Genomic DNA, 18345 nt, shown 5'->3' on the forward strand with positions numbered 1-18345 from the left:
GCCAGCCCGATTAGCTGAAGAACCAGTAACCGCGGTTGACCAGACGGGTCAGCAGCTGCAGGAAGCCGGCCTGATCGGTAAGCTCCACCATGTCGGCCTGGGTGATGATGTCTTTGTCACACAACAGGGAGATGGCGGCCGCATCGTCGCTCGGCAGGGTCCAGGCTTCTCCGTCGATATAGCAGGTACGGCTCTCGCCGCTGAACCAGACGGAGCGCAGGCCCGGCACCTTGATGGCGGGTTCGCCCTGGGTCAGCAGGTCGGCCACTTCCTCGGCGCTGTAGTCAGGTTCCATGGGGCTGACGTCCAGATCGTGCTTGGCCTCGGAAATCATGGTGCCAAACCACTCCTTGAACAGGGTCTCGTCGTCCAGAGCCTGCTGCATCAGTTCGCGCAGGCGGTGCAGCTCATGGGGCTGGATCTCGCCGTGACGGACGCGGGGCTTGAGATCCCCATCGCCGTAGCGCTCGGTACGCATTTCGTTGTCGATCAGGTGATCGGCAAAGGAGGAGATGAGTGCCTTGGCATCCGGCGCACGGAAGCCTACCGAGAAATTCATGGAGGGCTCGATGGCGTAGCCTTCGTGCGGGAATCCGGGCGGAATGTAGAGGATGTCGCCCGGCTCCATGATGACGTCGATGATCGCCTCGAACGGTTCGCAATGCAGCAGGGCGGCGTGGGCGGCAAACTCGTTGAGAGGCTTGGCATCGCCCACTCGCCAGTGACGCTTGCCCTGGCCCTGGGTGATGAAGACGTCGTAGTTGTCGATGTGGGGGCCGACACCACCATGAGGGGTGGAGAAGCTCACCATCACATCGTCAAAGCGCCAGCCCGGAATGAACTGGAACGGCAGTGCCAGCTCATGCACCTCGGGGGCCCAGTGGTTGCAAGCCTGCACCAGCACAGTCCAGTTATCTTCCCCCAGGTGATCGTAAGATTCGAAGGGACCATGAGCCGCTTCCCACTTGCCGTCGAAGCGGGTCACCAGACGGGATTCGATGACCTCTTCCATGGCAAGACCCGCCAGCTCGTCGGGGCTGATGGGATCCTGAAAGTCGGTGAAGCCGCCTTTTATAAGGAGCGGGCGTTTCTGCCAGTAGTGCTCGAGGAAGTGAGCGATATCCAGATTGAGTTCGTACATGCTGTTTCTCGTGTCTCGCAAAGAGGTTTTGCCCAAGGCGGGCTTGGGAAAAGCCACTCGGGATCCTGCCGTGGCAGGGAAAATAACAGGGGCCCTGTGGCGTATCGTGCACAGGGCCCCTTCGTCAGTACCGGTTGGCTTACTTCAGCAGATCAACCAGACGCTGGGCCTGACCGATATAGTTGGCCGGGGTCAGCTTCTTCAGCTCGACTTTCACGTGCTCGGGGAGCTCGAGGGTGTCGATAAAGGTACGCATGCCTTCGGCATCGACGCGGCGACCACGGGTCAGCTCTTTGAGCTTCTCGTAGGGCTTCTCGATACCGTAGCGACGCATCACAGTCTGGATGGGCTCGGCCAGCACTTCCCAGTTGGCGTCCAGATCGGCTGCCATGGCACCGGCGTTGGCTTCCAGCTTGGAGATCCCCTTGAGGGTCGCCTGATAGGCAATCAGGGAGTAACCGACGGCCACACCCAGGTTGCGCAGCACGGTCGAGTCGGTGAGGTCTCGCTGCCAGCGGGAGATGGGCAGCTTGGAGGCCAGGTGCTGGAACACGGCGTTGGCCAGACCCAGGTTGCCTTCGGAGTTCTCGAAGTCGATGGGGTTGACCTTGTGCGGCATGGTGGAGGAGCCGATTTCGCCCGCCACAGTGCGCTGCTTGAAGTGACCCAGGGAGATATAACCCCACACATCGCGATCGAAGTCGATGAGGATGGTGTTGAAGCGGGCCATGGCGTCGAACAGCTCGGCAATATAGTCGTGGGGCTCGATCTGGGTGGTGTAGGGGTTCCAGTTCAGGCCGAGGGAAGTGACGAACTCCTCGGAGAACTGGTGCCAGTCCACTTCCGGGTAGGCGCTCACGTGGGCGTTGTAGTTGCCCACGGCGCCGTTGATCTTGCCGAGGATCTCCACCGCCATGATCTGCTTGTACTGGCGCTCCAGGCGATAGGCGACGTTGGCCATCTCCTTGCCCATGGTGCTCGGGGTGGCCGGCTGTCCGTGGGTGCGCGACAGCAGCGGCATGTCACGGTACTCGTGAGCCAGACGCTTGAGCTCGCTGATCAGCTTCTCGCAGTAAGGCTTGATGACCTCGTCACGGGCCGTTTTCAGCATCAGGCCGTGGGAGTTGTTGTTGATGTCTTCCGAGGTGCAGGCGAAGTGAATAAACTCGCTGACGGCGGCCAGCTCAGGGTTCACTTCCACCTTCTCTTTGAGGAAGTACTCCACCGCTTTCACATCATGGTTGGTGGTGCGCTCTATCTGTTTGATTCGGGCGGCGTCACTCTCGTTGAAGTTGCTGACAATACCGTCGAGCAGGGCGTTGGCGGCCGCGCTCAGGGCAGGGACTTCCGGGATCCCGACGTGGCTGGCCAGTTTTTGCAACCAGCGCACCTCAACTTCGACGCGAAAACGCAGCAGACCGAATTCGGAGAAGATAGGGCGCAGGGCATCGGCCTTGTCGCCATAACGACCGTCAATCGGGGAAACAGCAGTCAGCGCGGACAGCTCCATGGGGTGAACTCCTGATGATTGGTGTGGGGGATTCTCATCAACTCGCGCTCCTGTTACTAGACCGTTATCAAGGCTCATGTGCTGCTCGGCATCCTTATTTATCGACATAAACTCCGGTACCTGCGCTGCTCTTCACCTTGCTTCCGGCCTCTCACTACGGAGCTCGAGCCGATTCTTAGAAACGTTTGGCCAGTTCGACCATTTTCTTGCGAGCGAAAATGATCTGGGTACGGCTGCCGCCAAGCTGGCGCCACAGCACGCAGGCACGGATGCCTGCCAGCAGCAGGGCGCGCACCTTGTGCTGCACCAGGGGCTGCTGCAGGAACAGCGGGGTACCCGCTATCTGGATGCGCGGCCCTATGGGGCTGATGAGATCGCTGTAGATGCTCGCCATGTTGGCCAGGATCTGCTCGTCGAGAAGATCGAAATGCTGTTGCTGGCGGCCGATCTGGCTGATCCGCTCCCCCAGCATGTTGAGAATGTCCTTGCGCTTGGCCAGCTTGCGCTCCAGCGCAATCAGGCTCACCACGTAACGGGTCAGCTCGGCATTTTTCTGGCTGCCGTCGGATCCCAGTTGCTCGACCAGGGCGCGGTAGCCATCGCGAATGGCCAGATGGTTGCCAAACACCTCCAGCGGCTGCTTGGGATCGGTCACCAGCACGCTTTGCAGGCTCTCGCGCAGGGACGCTTCATCGCAAGTGCCATCACGGGCCACTTTTTGTACCAGATAGGCCGCCTGGCAGATGCCGGCAAAGGCCATGGTTCTGTCTTGAAATTTGTCGCTCATCGTTTCACAGCCCTGTTATGTTGGTTCACCGGCTGATGCCGCAGCAGGCCATGATCCGGCCCTGGAATTGGTCGCTCACGTTCGCTGCCTTCTTTGTTGGCCCAAACCGCATGGCTGACGCACTGTTTCAGCGTGCTTGCAAAGGCCATGGTTCAGCTCTGGTATTTGTCGATCATCGATGTCACTGCCGTCAGGATTTACACCGGATGGCTGAAACGCTGCTCGATGATGCCGCCGCCCAGGCACACTTCCCCGTCATAAAAGACGGCGGATTGACCCGGGGTCACGGCTGCCTGTTTCTCGTCGAAGATGACCCGTATGGTCTCGTCATCGATGGGCTGAATGAGGCAGGGGATATCCTGCTGGCGATAGCGTGTCTTGACGGTGCAGCGACGCGGTGCGCGGATCGGGGTGCGATCCACCCAGTGCAGCTGGCTGGCAATCAGGCCGTCTGAGTAGAGACGCGGGTGCTCGCCCTGCGCCACCACCAGGGTATTGCGCTCCACCTCTTTGTCCACCACGTACCAGGCCTCTTCGGTGGCGTCTTTGCGACCACCAATGCCGAGCCCCTTGCGCTGACCCAGGGTGTGATACATCAAGCCCTGATGCTCGCCGATCACCTTGCCGTCCACGGTTTCGATGGGGCCGGGCTGGGCGGGCAGGAACTTGGCCAGGAAGTCCTTGAATTTGCGCTCACCGATAAAGCAGATACCGGTGGAGTCTTTCTTCTTGGCGGTGATGAGATCCAGTTGCTCGGCGATGCGGCGCACCTCCGGCTTCTCCAGATCCCCGACCGGGAACAGGCTCTGACCCACCTGGGCTTCGCTCAGGGTGTAGAGGAAGTAGCTCTGATCCTTGTTGGTATCGAGACCGCGCAGCAGGCGCGGGTGGCCTGTGCTGTCGTCACGGCGCACATAGTGGCCGGTGGCGATGTAGGTGGCACCCAGCTCTTCGGCGGCAAATTCGAGGAACGCCTTGAACTTGATCTCCTTGTTGCACAGGATATCCGGGTTCGGCGTGCGCCCTGCCTTGTACTCTTCCAGGAAGTGCTCGAACACATTGTCCCAGTACTCGGCAGCGAAGTTGATGGTATGCAGCTTCATACCCAGCTTGTCGCAGACGGCCTTGGCATCAGCCAAATCCTGGGAGGCAGAGCAGTACTCGTCCGTGTCGTCTTCTTCCCAGTTCTTCATGAACAAGCCTTCGACCTGATAACCCTGCTGCTGGAGCAGGTAGGCCGAGACGGAAGAATCCACGCCGCCGGACATGCCGACGATCACCTTGATTTGGCTGTTGTCTGTCATTAGTCGAAGTTACCAGTTCGTTTAAACGGGGCGTATTCTACCAGAGTTTTGCGCCCTCGGTCACATCTCCCTGTCCGCTTCCCCTTGAGGGGTAGCAAGGCAGGAAATCGTTTTTCTGTCAGCTGGCACGCCAGCAATAAATCGGTGCCAAATGGCCTCAGATAAAGGCCTTGAGCGCCGACAGCGGCAGGCGGGTGCCCCCCAGATAATCCTGAATGCACTGCCACACCAATGGGCTACGCAGGGCCGGTTTGCACTCGGCTATCTCCTCCAGGGTGAGCCAGTGGCAGGCCAGCACATCGCCGTCAGGATCCTCTGGATGGTGCTGACCCGGCGCCTTTTCAAGGTCGAAGATGACGGCAGTGCGCACAAAGGTGGCCTCGCTGTCGGCCGGTTTGTAGAGATAGACCCCGAGCCAGGCGCTGGGCGTGGCGGTCAGTCCTGTCTCTTCTTTGAGCTCGCGGCAGGCCGCTTCAATCAGGTTTTCACCCGGTTCCACATGGCCGGCAGGCTGATTGAAACGGCGCTGGCCCTTGATCTCCTCTTCCACCAGCAGGAAACGACCCTGCCAGTGCACCAGCGCCGCCACCGTCAATCTGGCCGGCATTCTCTCTTCCATCGGCGGGCGATCCATCATGATGACTCCTTGTCGGTGGTGTGACGGGCAGGACGGCGGGCCGTGCCGCGACCGCTGCTGCGGGGTTTGCTCTCGGCAGGGGGACGAGAGCCAGCCTGTTCGATGGCTGGCTTGCCTGCGCTGCGTGGCGGGTTTTTCCGACTGGACTGGGCCGGTCTGCGTGGTCTGTCGCCCGCAGGTTTGGCGGTGCTACTACCGGTTTGAGGTTTGCGCTGACGAGCAGGCGATACCGGTGCCAGCTCGGGGGCGGGCAGGCTGCGGCTCTGCCCGGGGGCCAGCCCATCGAGCGTCCAGTCGCCGATGGCGTAGCGAATAAGGCGCAGTGTGGGGTGGCCGATATGGGCCGTCATGCGCCGCACCTGCCGGTTGCGTCCCTCTACTATCTTGATCTCGAGCCAGCGGGTGGGGATCTCCTTGCGCTCGCGGATCGGCGGATTGCGTGGCCACACATCGGGCTCATCCATGAGCCTTGCCTCGGCGGGCAGTGTCATGCCGTCGCTGAGTTCAACCCCGGCGCGCAGGGCGGCCAGTTTCTCTTCGCTCGGTATGCCTTCCACCTGCACCCAGTAAGTCTTGGGTGTCTTCTCCCCGGGCTGGGTGAGGCGAGCCTGCAACTTGCCGTCGTTGGTGAGCAGCAAGAGCCCCTCGCTGTCACGGTCCAGCCTGCCGGCGGCATAGATGCCGGGCTCCTTGATGTAATCCTTGAGGGTCTCCCGTCCCGCCTCGTCGGTGAACTGGCAGAGCACCATGTAGGGCTTGTTCAAGAGCAGCAACTTGCGATCGGCGGGTGCCACCTGCGGTTTCTGCCCGGCCTGTTCAGCGGCCTGTGCATGCCGGGTGCCGGCCCGTGAGCGTGTCAGACCAGGCTGGTTGGCGTCATCTTGTGGCGTGCGGCCAGCGGCGGTCGTGCGGCCTTGGAGGGAGAGACGGGGGCGGGCAGATTTCATCGCATGCATACCAAAAACAGGGGATGCCGGAGTGTATCACAGGGGGCCGCCGTCATGGGGCATGGTCGGGCTTGTTCGCCTAACTCAACAGCCCTTCGATGACGATGGCCTGACGGGCGGGGGCCGAGCTTGCGTGCAAGAGCGCCGTGCTGATCACCTCGTCCATCATGGCGCGAGCCAGCCGGGTGAGGGGGCGCAATTGCTCGGGGGCGAGCCCGGCCGGGATCGCCAGCAATATGATGGTCCGTACCGGCCCGAGCGCCGATCCCCACTCGATGGGCTCGGCGCAACTGAGCAGCGAGAGGGCGGGCTGGCGGATGGCGGGGCAGATCACGTGGGGCATGGCGAGGCCGGGCCGTATGATGGTGGCGGCGATCTGCTCGCGCTTGGCGATGGCCTGCTCAAGCGCTGGCCTGTCGCGTACCAGCTCGGCGGGCAAGAGATCGATCAGCACCCTCAGGGCCAGGGATTTGTCCAGCGATGCCGCCGTGTGCCCCAGCTGGGCGAGGGAAAAACAGTAGTCGGGCTGGGCGAGGCCAAGCCGTTGCTCGGCGGGGGCGGCGCTCCCCGGTCGGCCAAGGGGCTGGCCCAGCTCCACACACCAGCAGGTGAAGGCCATGTGGGCCAGCTCCGCATCCAGCCCTTCGATAAGCAGCAGACAGAGATCGCCGGGCTGGGTGGCCAGGGTGAGCAGAGAAAGCTGGCTGGTCGCCTCCACGCGTTGGCGGCGGGTGACATTGATAAGCTGGATATGGGATTTGAACAGCCCGGCCAGTCGGCTCAGCTGCTTGGCCTGGGTGATGGTCAGCCCCAGCCGGCAGAAGAAGGTGAGCTCGCGGGTGAGCATTCAGACGCCTACGGTGGCGGTTTTGAGTACGGCGCTGGCATTGAGCAGCACGGATTCCAGCGACACCTGGCGAACCTGGCAGCCGAGGAAGCGATCCTTCTGCTCTATCTCGATGTCGGAGGCGATCAGCACCAGATCGGCGCAGGCGATGTCCCGCGCGGTGAGAATGTTCTCCAGTCCCATGGCGCCCTGGGTTTCAACCTTGATCTTCAGCCCCAGCTTGTCGGCGGCTTTTTGCAGCGCCTCTGCGGCCATATAGGTATGGGCTATGCCGGTGGGGCAGGCGGTGACGGCGAGGATCTTCATCGGTTCTCGAAGCAAATGGCGGTGGGGCAACAAGATAGCGCCAAGGAGCGGCTTTTGCCAAAGGCGTGGGGCAAAAATGGGATCTTGGCGGCGCACTGGTGCTGGCTTGCACAGGGATGGCGAGAATCTGGATTCATCTGCTGACGGCGGGCGTGGCAATAAAAAACCGGCCCTGCCAGAAGGCGGGGCCGGTTGTATTCAGTTAACGCGGGTTCAGACGGATTGGGTAGCCAGGGTGGCGGCTTTCAGTTCACGCTTGATACGGCGGATCTTGCGCTCCTCTGCCACAGCCACGCAGGCCATCAACACCAGACAGGCGGCGGCTGCGATGTCCAGCGCCGCGAAGGTACCGGCCCAGCCGGTCAGACCGAAGATGGGGGTGCCATCAGCGATCATGCCCAGACCCAGTTTGGCGAAGCTGTCACCTATGAGGTAGGCGAAGGTGCCCTTGACGCCATCGGCCACGCTGATGCCCTGCTTGGGTACGAAGCCCACGGCGGCGACGCCGATCAGCAGTTGCGGGCCAAACACCAGGAAGCCCAGCAGGAACAGGGAGCCCAGGAACATGAACTGGGTGGTGGCATGCTGGTAGAGACCCAGAGTGGCGATAATCAGCGCCAGTGCCACACAGGCCACCAGACCGCGACGACCGTTCGCCAGATCCGAGAGGTAGCCCCACATCAGGGTGCCGACCAGGGCGCCCACTTCGAAGAAGGTAAAGCCCTGGATGGCGATCTCCTTGGAGAAGCCCAGCTCCTGGTGAGCGTACACGGTGGACCACTGGTCGATACCGATGCGTACCACGTAGAGGAAGATGTTGGCAAAGCAGAGCAGCCAGATCACCTTGTTCATCAGCACGTACTTGACGAAGATCTGACCCTTGGTCAGCTTCTGCTCTTCGGTGGCGATGTCTTCTTCACTGGCCACTTCGTCAAACAGCTCTTCCACCTTGCCCAGACCATAGGCTTCCGGTGAATCGCTGCCAAAACGCAGGCCGATAAAGCCGACCACCAGCGCGATCATGGACGGGAAGATGAACATGCCGAGCACATTGCCATCGAACAGGTAGTTGGCACCGAACAGCGCCACACCGGCCGCACCGGCACCGCCCACGTTGTGGGAGAGGTTCCACATACCGAGGTAGGTGCCGCGCTTGTTGCGAGGTGTCCATTTGGTGATGGTGGAGTAGCTGCAGGAGCCACCACAGCTCTGGAAGAAGCCGCTCAGGGCATAGAAGAAGATCATGAAGTAGAGGCTGAAACCCGTTCCGCCCATGCTGGCACTGAAGCCGAGCATGCACAGGGCGGAGAGGATCAGCATCAGCGGCAGGAACTGCTTGGTGTTCTTGCCATCGGCATAGTAGGAGACGACCGTCTTGCCCACCCCGTAGGTGATGGAGAAGCCAAGGCCAATCATGCCAAGCTCGGTCATGGAAAGACCGTACTCCTGGATCATGTCGTTCTGCGCAATGTTGAAGTTCTTGCGGATCAGGTACATGGTCAGATAGCCAATAAATACAACCAGATAAGATTGCATAAACGGCTTGAACCAGAGCTTGCGCCGGGCTTCGACCGGCAGTTCCAGGGTCGGCACCCGGACCTGTTGGATAAATTTCAACATCTTCGTTCATCCTCTGCGAGATAGACGGTATTTCCGCCGCGCCCCTCATTTTTTGGTTGGTGTCAGAGGTCACGCCACGGAAAGGACAACAGAAAGAGGTTGGACTGTGCACCTCGCTCCCCTGTCGATTGAACCCATGCCCGAACCTGCGCCACTGCGGGGATCGGGTCACTACATCAGGTAGCGTGACTTTAATGAGGCGCGGCGCAAATGGCGTGAGAGCCATCCCTAGTGGCATTAGGAAAATTTCCTAGTTTGACGGGATCCGGCCATGAAGCGTGAAGAGGATCACACAGTGACGGCCCACGGCGGGGCCATGCTACGAGAAGAGTGGCAGCCAGACAGGGCTGGGGGGTGAGGTTGTGCTATGGGGTGAGCAGGCCATCGTCAGCAGCATTGGCGGATATCTGACGCCATAAAAGAGGCCACCCGCAGGTGGCCTCTTGTCGTATCAGTGCGAGAAGGTGATCAGGCCGCCTTGGCCAGTGCCACCTGGTCGGTTTTCTTCACCCGCAGTTTTTTCAGGGCAACCGCCACAACGCCGGTGACGATGGCGCCACAGATCATGCAGAGCAGCGCCAGCAGCGGCTTGTTGACCGCACCCAGCAGGGCGACGATGGGGCCACCGTGGGCCACGCTGTTGGTGATGCCAAACAGGAAGGCCATCACCGCAGCTGTCATGCTGCCCAGCACGTTGGCGGGGATGACGGCGAGCGGGTCACGGGCGGCGAACGGGATCGCACCTTCAGAGATACCCACCAGGCCCATGGCACCGGCGGCTTTGCCCGCTTCGATTTCGGAGGCATCGAAGATACCCAGCTTGCGACCAAGTACGGTCGCCAGCGACATGCCAAGCGGCGCCGCAGGTATGGCGCAGGCCATGGCACCCATAAACTGGGTCTGGCCGGAGGCAATCATGCCCACCGAGAACAGGAAGGCTACCTTGTTGACCGGGCCACCCATATCAAAGCCGGCCATGCCCCCCAGCACTATGCCCAGCAGCACCAGACTGCCACCGCTCATGGAGAGCAGCATGGCGTTCAGGCCAGTCATCATGTCGGCAATGGGGGCGCCGATGATGAAGATGAAGACCGCAGCGATAAACAGGGAACCGACGATGGGCGCGATCAGGATCGGCACCAGCGGCTGCACCATCTTGTGGTAGTGACGGGTGGCAATCCAGCGCACCAGATAGCCGACCAGCAGACCCGCTATGATGGCACCGATAAAGCCGGTCCCGGCGTCGGCGCCGTAGAAGCTGCCGTTGTTGGCGATCCAGCCGCCGATAAAGCCCGGGGCCAGTGCCGGACGGTCACCGATGGCGTAGGCGATATAGCCCGCCAGTATGGGGATCATCAGGGTGAAGGCGGCCACGCCCACGTTGAGGATCTGATTCCACATGCTCCCTTCCGGGATCTGCATGCCGCTCGGGGTCGGGTTGCCGCCGATGGCCAGCGCCAGCGCGATCAGCAGACCACCGGTCACCACGAACGGGATCATGTGGGAGACGCCGTTCATCAGGTAGCGATAGAGATCGGAACTGCCGCCAGTGTTCTTATCCTCTCCCCTCTTGTCCTCTTTGCCTGCCACATAGGCTGGCGCCTTCAGCGCTTGCTCAATGAGACCCTTGCCATCCTTGATGGGGGCTTTCACCCCAGTCTTGATGAGCGGCTTGCCGTTGAAGCGGGCCATGTCCACCTGCTTGTCGCAGGCGACGATGATGGCGCTGGCACGGGCAATCTCGGCCGCGGTCGGGCTGTTCTTGACACCGATGGAGCCGTTGGTCTCCACCTTCACCTCATAACCCAGCTCGCGAGCGGCGCGTTCCAACGACTCGGCCGCCAGATAGGTGTGGGCGATGCCGGCCGGGCAGCCGGTGACACCTATGATGAAGCCCTTGCTGGTGGTCGGGGCAGCGGTTTGCTCCTCCTTGCGCTCCAGCAGCAGCGCCAGTGCGGCAGCCGGGGTCTTGGCAGCCAGCAATTTGGCAATGAAACCCTCTTCAATCAGCTTGGCGGAGAGCTCGGCCAGCACCTCGATATGATGGTTGGCGCCACCGGCCGGGGAGGCAATCATGAAGAACAGCCGGGACGGCTTGCCATCCTCGGCGCCGTAGTCGATACCGTTGCGGCTGATGCCGATGGCCACCGCTGGTGTGCTCACCGCCGCACTCTTGGCGTGGGGCAGGGCAACGCCCTCCTCGAAGCCAGTGTTGTCCAGCTCTTCCCGGGCCCACAAGTCCTTGATGAACTGCTGCTCATCGCTGACCTTGCCCTGCGCGACCAGCAAGCGGGCCATCTCGCTGAAGACCTCCTCCTTGCGCGTCGCGTTCAAATCGAGATTGATCAGATGTTCGTTGATCAGTGTGGTGATCATGGCGCTCTCCCGCTCCCGTGAGGGAGCCTGTTGGCATGCCGCCCGTGCTGGCACGGCATGCAGACAAAATTGACCTCACTATTATCGCGCTGGTAGGCAAGCCACCCTATCGGACAAATGTGCGAATGACTGGATTTTTGTGCGCTATCGTCCCGAGTGTGACCCCGATCTCACAGCAGACCTGCTGACAAAATAGATCTGAATGGAATCGCAAAGTGATTTTATATCTTTAAAAATCAATTGATTGTTGTTTCGCGTGCCGACGCGTATCAGCCATGGCGCGGGCCTCCCCTTGGACGAGAGTCGCCGCCAACCTGTAAATTTGTGAGGTAAAAACGAGCTGCAGGGTGTGAGCCAACGCACACAAATGGCAGTGACTGGGGAAGAAATGAGAGGGGATCAAGAGAAGGAAAACACTGGAGAAATGGGTTTGGCACCTGGTCTGGATGCCGCTGGGCTGTGCCTTTTGCGGCTGAGTGTTGCCCCCTGAGGGAGCCAGCCAGGCGTAAATCAACGGCAACAGTTTATTGCATATGCCACAAACAAGGCGTATACATAGCATATGCCACTTACTTCACCACCAGTTAAAGCACCGCATTAGCGGATGTGCTGTGAGTAAAACAGCCAGCAAGCTTTCATTCGACACTTTCGATGGGTGGTAGCAAGGGGTAGAAAGCAGGGTCATGTCAATCTGGATCCTCCGGTGTTGTTATCGGATGGGGAATCGGACTCACAAGTGGTGATAAATGGCATGGTCTGACAATTAACCGTAATAGCAGGAGATCTTATGACCACCATCACCGCCATTCCCATGAAGGATGACCATATCGCAGGGCATTTTGCCAAGGCAGAACGCTTCGTTTTCATTGATGAGCAAGGCACCACACTAAAGGAGATTTCCAATCCGGTAGCACCCAATGAGTGCAAGGGCATGTTGGCTGATCTATTCCAGACCCATGGTGCAAACCGTGTGGTATTGAAAAATATTGGCAAGAAGATGCTCAAGAAGCTGTTGGATAACGGCTTGTCCGTCTATCAGGCACTGCAGGGACGCCTTGCCATATCAGAGATGCTGAAAAATGATTCCACCAGCCTGATCCAGCTTGTCTCTGCAGATCAGGGTCAGGAATCTGCCTGTTCCCATGGCCAGCGTCATCAGAGAGAGAGCGCCAATAGCTGTGGCGAGCATGAACATGGCCACTCAGGAAAAAAAGGGTGTGGCAAAGTCGGTTCAGCCCAACGACACCAGTGTCAGGGCGCTGCTCAACCCCATGCACATAAAAGATGCTGTGAAGAATAAACGCGATAAATAAGTAAAGTTGGAGGGTATATGTCTAATGAAAGCCTGAACATGGAGGGGGTGACATTACCCTCTATCAGCAGGATTGCCTATATGCCGGTGACGCTCTTTTCGATCATCATGGGGCTGACGGGGGCCGCCATTGCGTGTAGAAAAGCCTTTCCTGATTCGGTGATGATGCACTCTGCGGGTTTCTTTTTGGGCGTCATGTCTTCAGTTTTGCTGACTGTGTTTGTGGCAATGTATGTCTTCAAAATGCTCAAATACAGGGATGAGTTTCTGCATGAATTGAGGCATATGGTCAGGATTAATTTCTTTCCGACCATCTCGATCAGCCTGTTATTGCAGTCAGCATATTGGTCTGGGTGGCATGATATCTCGCTATATCTCTGGTCTGCCGGCGCCATGCTGCAGCTGATGTTTACCTTGTTCATCATGAGCAGCTGGATCCATAGAGAGCATTTTAATATTGCCCATACCAACCCTGCATGGTTTATTCCTGTCGTGGGGAATATTGTCGTGCCACTTGCAGGGGTAGGGCTGGGTTTTCATGAAACCAGTCTGTTCTTTTTCAGTATCGGCTTGATATTCTGGTTCTGTTTGTTGACCATAGTATTATACCGTTTGTTCTTTCATGAAAGTCTGCCTGACAAGCTGATGCCCACCATGTTTATATTGCTGGCACCCCCCTCGATAGGATTTATTGCTTACACTGACATCATAGGCTCGACAGACTTGTTTGCACACATCATCTATTATTTTGCACTGTTTGTATTTATTTTGTTGATGTACAACACACTCACCTTTATGAAGCTGAAATTTTATCTCTCTTCATGGGCTTATTCGTTCCCGCTGGCCGCATTTTCAGCCGCGTCGGCCAAGTTTGCCGATAGCACAGGCAGCGTCATTCCGTACTTTCTGGCCAAAATAGTGGTCTGTGCCCTGATCGGATTGATAGTGTGGTTAATCAGCATGACGGTGCTCTCGTTCTACAAAGGTGAATTATTCATCCCGGAGAAATAGCTATCCATGAAACATTACAAAGAGATCAACAAGGAGCAGCATCAGCTTGGGTCTGCCTATAGAAAAAGCAGCCCGGATACCATGAATGCGTTTATTGCCCTGCACAAATCGGTGATGAAAGACGATAAGGTGTTGGCGCTGAAATACAGAGAGATGATCGCCCTGGGGATCGGCATTGCATCAAGATGCGACGGCTGCATTGCAGCCCATGTTGCTGGCGCCTTGCAGGCCGGGGCCTCCAGAGAGGAACTGGTCGCAACCATAGACGTGGCCGTACTCATGGGGGGCGGGCCATCCATCATCTATGGCACCCAGGCCCATGCCGCCATTGAAGAGCTGTTGTCGTAATGGACCGTTATCAGCAGGCCATGAGATCACATGCCAACTGCATGGTATGTGGCATCGACAACCAGAGCGCTCTGGGCATCGGCTTTCACCAAACGGGAGAGCACTCGACAGAGGGTGTCTTCTTGACTGATGAAAGATACCAGGGTTATACCGGCATACTCCATGGTGGCATGACCAGCACACTGCTTGATGCTGTCATGACGCACTGCCTGTTGCAGCAAGGCATCAAGGGCTTGACTGCCGAATTGACCATTCGTTTTGTTGTACCGATTAATATCGGAAGCAAAATATATCTTTCGGCACAAATAGTAGACCAAGGTCACGGTATTTACCGGTTGAATGCCGTAGCGTCGGTCGATGGGGTTGTTGTTGCAAAAGCGTCAGCAAAATTCATTGAGAAAAAAGTGAATGACAGGAGTTTTATTAATGAAGAATGACATCATGGTTTTACCAGAAATGGATATAGGCATCTCAACCGCCGATCGCCAAAAAATTGCAGATGGTCTGTCGGCACTGCTTGCAGACAGTTATACCTTGTATCTGATGACGCATAATTTCCACTGGAACGTGACCGGCCCCCAGTTCAATAGTCTGCACAACATGTTTATGGACCAGTACACGGAGCAGTGGAATGCACTGGATATTATCGCAGAGCGGATCCGCGCCCTGGGATTTCCGGCACCGGGTACTTACAAGGAATTTGTACGGCTCTCGTCCATCAAAGAAGTGGAAGGGGTGCCTTGTGCCAATGAAATGATCAAGCATCTGGTGCTGGCACAAGAGGCCACGGCCAGAACCGCCAGAAAGTTGTTCAATCTGGTGGATAAGGCCAACGATCAGCCCACCGCCGATGTGCTGACCCAGCGCATCGATATTCATGAAAAAACCGCCTGGATGCTAAGAAGCATGCTCTCCTGATAGCGTGGGGCTACCATATCTGTGGCAGCCCGCTCTTCCCTTACCTGTTCTGCCCAACTGAGCCCTTTTGCTTCGGTCGTTTGATTTGGTAGCGATGCACGAGCCAGTCAATTTCCGCCATAGCAACCGCGACGCTGATTACGATCAGAGTGAGGTGGCCCGTCTACCACGAGAACAAATCCATATGAAAATCCTGCCGGATAAATTCCGGGATCAGGCCGATGGGGGCGGTAATTGCCAGACAGGATATAAATTTCCTGAAAAACATATGGTCAGGTTTTGGAGTCTGTTTGTATTGGTCCATCAAGTCTCCTGTTAGCTGTTAACGGTCAGTTGAGTGAGATAGCTATTTACCGCTTCGCGAGTCGTGAAATGGCGCTTGTCATTTTGAAATCGGTCAAATAGCTCGCGATGGAAGTGGCGGGAGCTTTTGCTGGCTCGTTGCCCATATTCCGATGCCTACACCAGTAGTTGTTGAAAGTTCTCTTCGGCTGCTACTGCATCGCGTTGCCTGGCGCTTTGTGAACCGCGCGATAGCAGTGAATCACGGCATACAGACCAGTCGAGATCCAGAAATAGCAGGGTATCTGCGGCATCAAGCAGCTGTTCGGCCAGGGCACCAAATACCCCTTCGACCACCCATGAGGGCTCTTGAGCCAGTGTTTGAATGGCAAGGTCAATCTCATGCTGGGGCCGTTTCTGGTTAAAGCCGCCCGGCTGCCAGACAATAGTGTCCAGATTGACCTTGCGGATAGTTAACCCCTCAGTCAATCGAGCTGCCAACCAGCTCTTGCCCGATCCCGAGTTGCCAATAATCAGCATTCGCTTCATCAGCGAGAATCCTCGTCTGGTCGGCGTAACATCAGTGCCACTCGCTCTGGAGGACGGCCAATACCACGGTATCCCACCACCGATCTTTGAAGAAACGGTGTTCGCGAAAATATCCCTCTTGTCTCATACCCAACGCCTTGCATAACCGAATCGCAGCGCGATTCCGGCTGATGGTTTCTGCATAGATCCGGTGTACACCTAATTCGCGGAAACCAACGTTCATCAAGGCGTGTGCGGCTTCATATATGAGTCCATGCCCCTGATATTCTCGGGCCATACCACATCCCATCGATGCCTGATTATCCGCTTCAAGGCGCAGGCAGACCGTGCCAATAAATTCTCTGGTTGCCTTGTACTCGATGGCTAATTGATAGGCGATGCGAGGGTGTTCATTCGCCTGCTCGATAAACAGCTTGGTGAGCTGCCGATATTTATCCGGGTCGCAATCTGATTCGCTGTAAAACCGCTGATACTTGCTCTCTTGCGAGATGGCGACAAAAGCCTCTTCATCCGCAGGCTGCATATCGCGCAGGATAAGGTGTGTGGTTTCAAGCTTGAACATAACGTCCTTGTTAATCTCAGGTGTGCGTATCAAGTGCCGTAGGGTGCAATGAACGAAGTGAATTGCACCACCTGCTTGAGCGGAGAGTGTGTTGGCAAAAAGATATAGAGGTGCAATGCGCTGCGCTTATTGCACCCTACCCAACTGGTTGCATAGGAATACCGTGCTCCAGCGCCAGCGAGAGCCGCAGCATATCCCTGTGCTGGATGCCGTTTTCGATCAGAGGCTCGGGATAGTGGGTCAGGAAGTGATCCTTCACGACGGCATCGACGCGAAAGCCGTGGCGCTGATAATTGGTGAGCTGATGGCCAAAGCTGCCGGTGCCAATCTCGACATGGCGTACCCCCTTCTCGGCAAGGCTCTCCAGCACAAAGCGCAACAAGTCAGAACCTATGCCTCTTTGCTGGTATTCGGGGGCTACGGCGATATTGAAGATCTCGACGATCTGTTCCCCGATACAGTTGGCTACACAGGCTCCCACAATTTCATCATCTTTGCAGGCGCCAAAGCCCAGTGCGTCTGGCAGATAGGCGGCTATGCGTTGTTCTGACGGATCCGCCTCCAGCAATAGCGTCAGCGGCAATTGGTCGGGATCGATTTCGATAAAGGTTACGTTCATGTCAGTTTGCTTTCTTGGTTTTAATACTCGAGAAATTTCTCGCCGCAGCGCTCGCAGATCAGATGCCGTACATGGGTGGCCTGATAGGCGAGGGTCTGGCCGAATACCGCGTTGGTCAGGAGGCTGGCGCGAAAGGCTTGCCAGAAGGTTTTGCGCGGCTCCTTGGGCATGATGTCCTGGCTGTGGTCGCGGGCGACCAGCACTATCAGATGGTTGGTTTTGACGCCGCATTTAGCGCAAACATGCAGTTCAGTCTGGGTGGTCACTTGTGGCCTTCACTCTCGTATGGGGTGCCAATAGCATACGCTTGTCATGCACATATTACAGCTATGCAAGGTACGCCACCGCTCTTTATCTGGAGGCTGTCATGGCGTTTCAGGCGCCGATTAATATCGGAAGCGAAATATATCTTTCGGCGCAAATAGTAGACCAAGGTCACGGTATTCACCGGTTGAATGCCGTAGCGTCGGTCGATGGGGTTGTTGTTGCAAAAGCGTCAGCAAAATTCATTGAGAAAAAAGTGAATGACAGGAGTTTTATTAATGAAGAATGACATCATGGTTTTACCAGAAATGGATATAGGCATCTCAACCGCCGATCGCCAAAAAATTGCAGATGGTCTGTCAGCACTGCTTGCAGACAGTTATACCCTGTATCTGATGACGCATAATTTCCACTGGAACGTGACCGGCCCCCAGTTCAATAGTCTGCACAATATGTTTATGGACCAGTACACGGAGCAGTGGAACGCACTGGATATTATCGCAGAGCGGATCCGCGCCCTGGGATTTCCGGCACCGGGTACCTACAAGGAATTTGTACGGCTCTCCTCCATCAAAGAAGTGGAAGGGGTGCCTTGTGCCAATGAAATGATCAAGCATCTGGTGCTGGCACAAGAGGCCACGGCCAGAACCGCCAGAAAGTTGTTCAATCTGGTGGATGAGGCCAACGATCAGCCCACCACCGATGTGCTCACCCAGCGCCTTGATGTGCATGAGAAGACGGCCTGGATGCTGAGAAGCATGCTCTCCTGACACAGTGTGCCTTGGCCTTGAGGGGCCAGCTGCAACGAGATTTATAAAAAGGAGCCCATTGGGCTAATGCCAGTCAGTTAAGCCTGACTGGCATTGTTTTTATTGGCTTTTTTTACACTGTATTTCTGTGGCCTTGGCTTCACGCAGCGGGGGTAGCTTCGTTCCCTTCGTGCCGGCAGCACAAACTGCCCCGCCTGCTGCTCCAGCTCCGCCACCCGCTTCGGGATATTTCCCG

Annotated in this window: 20 protein-coding genes and 2 pseudogenes; 7 read left to right on the forward strand and 15 right to left on the reverse strand. The window is 57.4% G+C overall.

Features of this window, described 5'->3' with window-relative positions; all coding sequences use genetic code 11:
- Window positions 1-10 precede the first annotated feature (10 nt).
- The 10 genes from GWQ27_RS03570 to GWQ27_RS03615 form a co-directional block, all read right to left on the reverse strand.
- Window positions 11-1141 (reverse strand): cupin domain-containing protein, encoded by a 1131-nt coding sequence (locus GWQ27_RS03570; RefSeq protein ID WP_275906685.1) that lies wholly within the window; start codon window positions 1139-1141, stop codon window positions 11-13.
- Window positions 1142-1280: 139 nt separating this feature from the next.
- Window positions 1281-2651, reverse strand: coding sequence for an adenylosuccinate lyase (purB, locus tag GWQ27_RS03575; protein WP_265421154.1), 1371 nt, complete (start codon window positions 2649-2651; stop codon window positions 1281-1283).
- 175 nt (window positions 2652-2826) lie between these two features.
- Window positions 2827-3438 (reverse strand): high frequency lysogenization protein HflD, encoded by a 612-nt coding sequence (hflD, locus tag GWQ27_RS03580; RefSeq protein WP_017412872.1) that lies wholly within the window; start codon window positions 3436-3438, stop codon window positions 2827-2829.
- 197 nt (window positions 3439-3635) lie between these two features.
- Window positions 3636-4742, reverse strand: coding sequence for a tRNA 2-thiouridine(34) synthase MnmA (gene mnmA / locus GWQ27_RS03585; protein ID WP_111587503.1), 1107 nt, complete (start codon window positions 4740-4742; stop codon window positions 3636-3638).
- A 157-nt stretch (window positions 4743-4899) separates the two neighbouring features.
- A complete protein-coding gene (locus tag GWQ27_RS03590) occupies window positions 4900-5379 on the reverse strand; it encodes an NUDIX hydrolase (protein ID WP_034524276.1) in 480 nt (159 codons plus the stop codon).
- A complete protein-coding gene (locus GWQ27_RS03595) occupies window positions 5376-6335 on the reverse strand; it encodes a pseudouridine synthase (protein WP_275906686.1) in 960 nt (319 codons plus the stop codon). Before GWQ27_RS03595 ends, GWQ27_RS03590 begins: the two co-directional genes overlap by 4 nt.
- Before the next feature lie 70 nt (window positions 6336-6405).
- A complete protein-coding gene (locus GWQ27_RS03600; protein WP_265421156.1) occupies window positions 6406-7173 on the reverse strand; it encodes a PTS sugar transporter subunit IIA in 768 nt (255 codons plus the stop codon).
- On the reverse strand, window positions 7174-7479 hold the full coding sequence (locus GWQ27_RS03605) for a PTS fructose transporter subunit IIB (RefSeq protein WP_265421157.1): 306 nt from the start codon (window positions 7477-7479) through the stop codon (window positions 7174-7176).
- A 213-nt stretch (window positions 7480-7692) separates the two neighbouring features.
- A complete protein-coding gene (uhpT, locus tag GWQ27_RS03610) occupies window positions 7693-9099 on the reverse strand; it encodes a hexose-6-phosphate:phosphate antiporter (protein ID WP_275906687.1) in 1407 nt (468 codons plus the stop codon).
- A 468-nt stretch (window positions 9100-9567) separates the two neighbouring features.
- Complete coding sequence (locus GWQ27_RS03615; RefSeq protein WP_275906688.1) at window positions 9568-11475, reverse strand: fructose-specific PTS transporter subunit EIIC; 1908 nt, start codon at window positions 11473-11475, stop codon at window positions 9568-9570.
- Window positions 11476-12262: 787 nt separating this feature from the next.
- Between GWQ27_RS03615 and GWQ27_RS03620 the strand changes: the two genes are divergently transcribed.
- From GWQ27_RS03620 to GWQ27_RS03640, 5 genes are read left to right on the forward strand one after another with little or no spacing between them, the layout of a single operon-like run.
- Window positions 12263-12775 (forward strand): NifB/NifX family molybdenum-iron cluster-binding protein, encoded by a 513-nt coding sequence (locus GWQ27_RS03620; protein WP_275906689.1) that lies wholly within the window; start codon window positions 12263-12265, stop codon window positions 12773-12775.
- Between the two features lie 30 nt (window positions 12776-12805).
- The gene (locus tag GWQ27_RS03625; RefSeq protein ID WP_113720199.1) at window positions 12806-13798 is read left to right on the forward strand and encodes an SLAC1 anion channel family protein; all 993 of its coding nucleotides are present in this window, start codon (window positions 12806-12808) and stop codon (window positions 13796-13798) included.
- 6 nt (window positions 13799-13804) lie between these two features.
- Window positions 13805-14146: a carboxymuconolactone decarboxylase family protein gene (locus tag GWQ27_RS03630; RefSeq protein ID WP_021141222.1), complete on the forward strand. Its 342-nt coding sequence runs from the start codon at window positions 13805-13807 to the stop codon at window positions 14144-14146.
- On the forward strand, window positions 14146-14583 hold the full coding sequence (locus GWQ27_RS03635) for a PaaI family thioesterase (protein WP_275906690.1): 438 nt from the start codon (window positions 14146-14148) through the stop codon (window positions 14581-14583). Before GWQ27_RS03630 ends, GWQ27_RS03635 begins: the two co-directional genes overlap by 1 nt.
- Window positions 14573-15064 (forward strand): Dps family protein, encoded by a 492-nt coding sequence (locus GWQ27_RS03640; protein ID WP_021141220.1) that lies wholly within the window; start codon window positions 14573-14575, stop codon window positions 15062-15064. Before GWQ27_RS03635 ends, GWQ27_RS03640 begins: the two co-directional genes overlap by 11 nt.
- Window positions 15065-15379: 315 nt before the next feature.
- On the opposite strand, the pseudogene GWQ27_RS03645 reads toward GWQ27_RS03640, so the two are convergent.
- The 4 genes and pseudogenes from GWQ27_RS03645 to GWQ27_RS03660 form a co-directional block, all read right to left on the reverse strand.
- Window positions 15380-15895 (reverse strand): annotated as a pseudogene (locus GWQ27_RS03645) (AAA family ATPase).
- 31 nt (window positions 15896-15926) lie between these two features.
- Window positions 15927-16457, reverse strand: coding sequence for a GNAT family protein (locus GWQ27_RS03650; RefSeq protein WP_275906692.1), 531 nt, complete (start codon window positions 16455-16457; stop codon window positions 15927-15929).
- A gap of 136 nt (window positions 16458-16593) precedes the next feature.
- On the reverse strand, window positions 16594-17076 hold the full coding sequence (locus GWQ27_RS03655; protein WP_131729788.1) for a GNAT family N-acetyltransferase: 483 nt from the start codon (window positions 17074-17076) through the stop codon (window positions 16594-16596).
- Between the two features lie 20 nt (window positions 17077-17096).
- Window positions 17097-17342 (reverse strand): hypothetical protein, encoded by a 246-nt coding sequence (locus GWQ27_RS03660; RefSeq protein ID WP_275906693.1) that lies wholly within the window; start codon window positions 17340-17342, stop codon window positions 17097-17099.
- Between the two features lie 101 nt (window positions 17343-17443).
- Between GWQ27_RS03660 and GWQ27_RS03665 the strand changes: the two genes are divergently transcribed.
- Both GWQ27_RS03665 and GWQ27_RS03670 read left to right on the forward strand, forming a co-directional pair.
- Window positions 17444-17629: a hypothetical protein gene (locus GWQ27_RS03665; protein WP_275906694.1), complete on the forward strand. Its 186-nt coding sequence runs from the start codon at window positions 17444-17446 to the stop codon at window positions 17627-17629.
- Entirely contained in the window at window positions 17619-18110 is a 492-nt protein-coding gene (locus tag GWQ27_RS03670) for a Dps family protein (RefSeq protein WP_275906695.1), read from the forward strand. The genes GWQ27_RS03665 and GWQ27_RS03670 overlap by 11 nt, the downstream gene beginning before the upstream one ends.
- Before the next feature lie 77 nt (window positions 18111-18187).
- Here the strand turns inward: GWQ27_RS03670 and GWQ27_RS03675 are convergent.
- Window positions 18188-18345 (reverse strand): annotated as a pseudogene (locus GWQ27_RS03675) (IS4 family transposase); the annotation flags it as partial.

Source organism: Aeromonas sp. 5HA1, assembly GCF_029237245.1.
In the GTDB taxonomy this organism is placed as follows: Bacteria; Pseudomonadota; Gammaproteobacteria; order Enterobacterales; family Aeromonadaceae; genus Aeromonas; species Aeromonas salmonicida.

What these genes read in the sequence shown, in the direction of transcription:
- GWQ27_RS03640 (WP_021141220.1), top strand. Translation starts at nt 14,573, where the DNA reads ATGAAGAATGACATCATGGTTTTACCAGAAATGGATATAGGCATCTCA.
- GWQ27_RS03600 (WP_265421156.1), bottom strand. Translation starts at nt 7,173, where the DNA reads ATGCTCACCCGCGAGCTCACCTTCTTCTGCCGGCTGGGGCTGACCATC.
- GWQ27_RS03635 (WP_275906690.1), top strand. Translation starts at nt 14,146, where the DNA reads ATGGACCGTTATCAGCAGGCCATGAGATCACATGCCAACTGCATGGTA.
- hflD (WP_017412872.1), bottom strand. Translation starts at nt 3,438, where the DNA reads ATGAGCGACAAATTTCAAGACAGAACCATGGCCTTTGCCGGCATCTGC.
- purB (WP_265421154.1), bottom strand. Translation starts at nt 2,651, where the DNA reads ATGGAGCTGTCCGCGCTGACTGCTGTTTCCCCGATTGACGGTCGTTAT.
- uhpT (WP_275906687.1), bottom strand. Translation starts at nt 9,099, where the DNA reads ATGTTGAAATTTATCCAACAGGTCCGGGTGCCGACCCTGGAACTGCCG.
- GWQ27_RS03655 (WP_131729788.1), bottom strand. Translation starts at nt 17,076, where the DNA reads ATGAACGTAACCTTTATCGAAATCGATCCCGACCAATTGCCGCTGACG.
- GWQ27_RS03630 (WP_021141222.1), top strand. Translation starts at nt 13,805, where the DNA reads ATGAAACATTACAAAGAGATCAACAAGGAGCAGCATCAGCTTGGGTCT.
- mnmA (WP_111587503.1), bottom strand. Translation starts at nt 4,742, where the DNA reads ATGACAGACAACAGCCAAATCAAGGTGATCGTCGGCATGTCCGGCGGC.
- GWQ27_RS03665 (WP_275906694.1), top strand. Translation starts at nt 17,444, where the DNA reads ATGGCGTTTCAGGCGCCGATTAATATCGGAAGCGAAATATATCTTTCG.
- GWQ27_RS03605 (WP_265421157.1), bottom strand. Translation starts at nt 7,479, where the DNA reads ATGAAGATCCTCGCCGTCACCGCCTGCCCCACCGGCATAGCCCATACC.
- GWQ27_RS03590 (WP_034524276.1), bottom strand. Translation starts at nt 5,379, where the DNA reads ATGATGGATCGCCCGCCGATGGAAGAGAGAATGCCGGCCAGATTGACG.
- GWQ27_RS03615 (WP_275906688.1), bottom strand. Translation starts at nt 11,475, where the DNA reads ATGATCACCACACTGATCAACGAACATCTGATCAATCTCGATTTGAAC.
- GWQ27_RS03625 (WP_113720199.1), top strand. Translation starts at nt 12,806, where the DNA reads ATGTCTAATGAAAGCCTGAACATGGAGGGGGTGACATTACCCTCTATC.
- GWQ27_RS03595 (WP_275906686.1), bottom strand. Translation starts at nt 6,335, where the DNA reads ATGCATGCGATGAAATCTGCCCGCCCCCGTCTCTCCCTCCAAGGCCGC.
- GWQ27_RS03650 (WP_275906692.1), bottom strand. Translation starts at nt 16,457, where the DNA reads ATGTTCAAGCTTGAAACCACACACCTTATCCTGCGCGATATGCAGCCT.
- GWQ27_RS03670 (WP_275906695.1), top strand. Translation starts at nt 17,619, where the DNA reads ATGAAGAATGACATCATGGTTTTACCAGAAATGGATATAGGCATCTCA.
- GWQ27_RS03570 (WP_275906685.1), bottom strand. Translation starts at nt 1,141, where the DNA reads ATGTACGAACTCAATCTGGATATCGCTCACTTCCTCGAGCACTACTGG.
- GWQ27_RS03620 (WP_275906689.1), top strand. Translation starts at nt 12,263, where the DNA reads ATGACCACCATCACCGCCATTCCCATGAAGGATGACCATATCGCAGGG.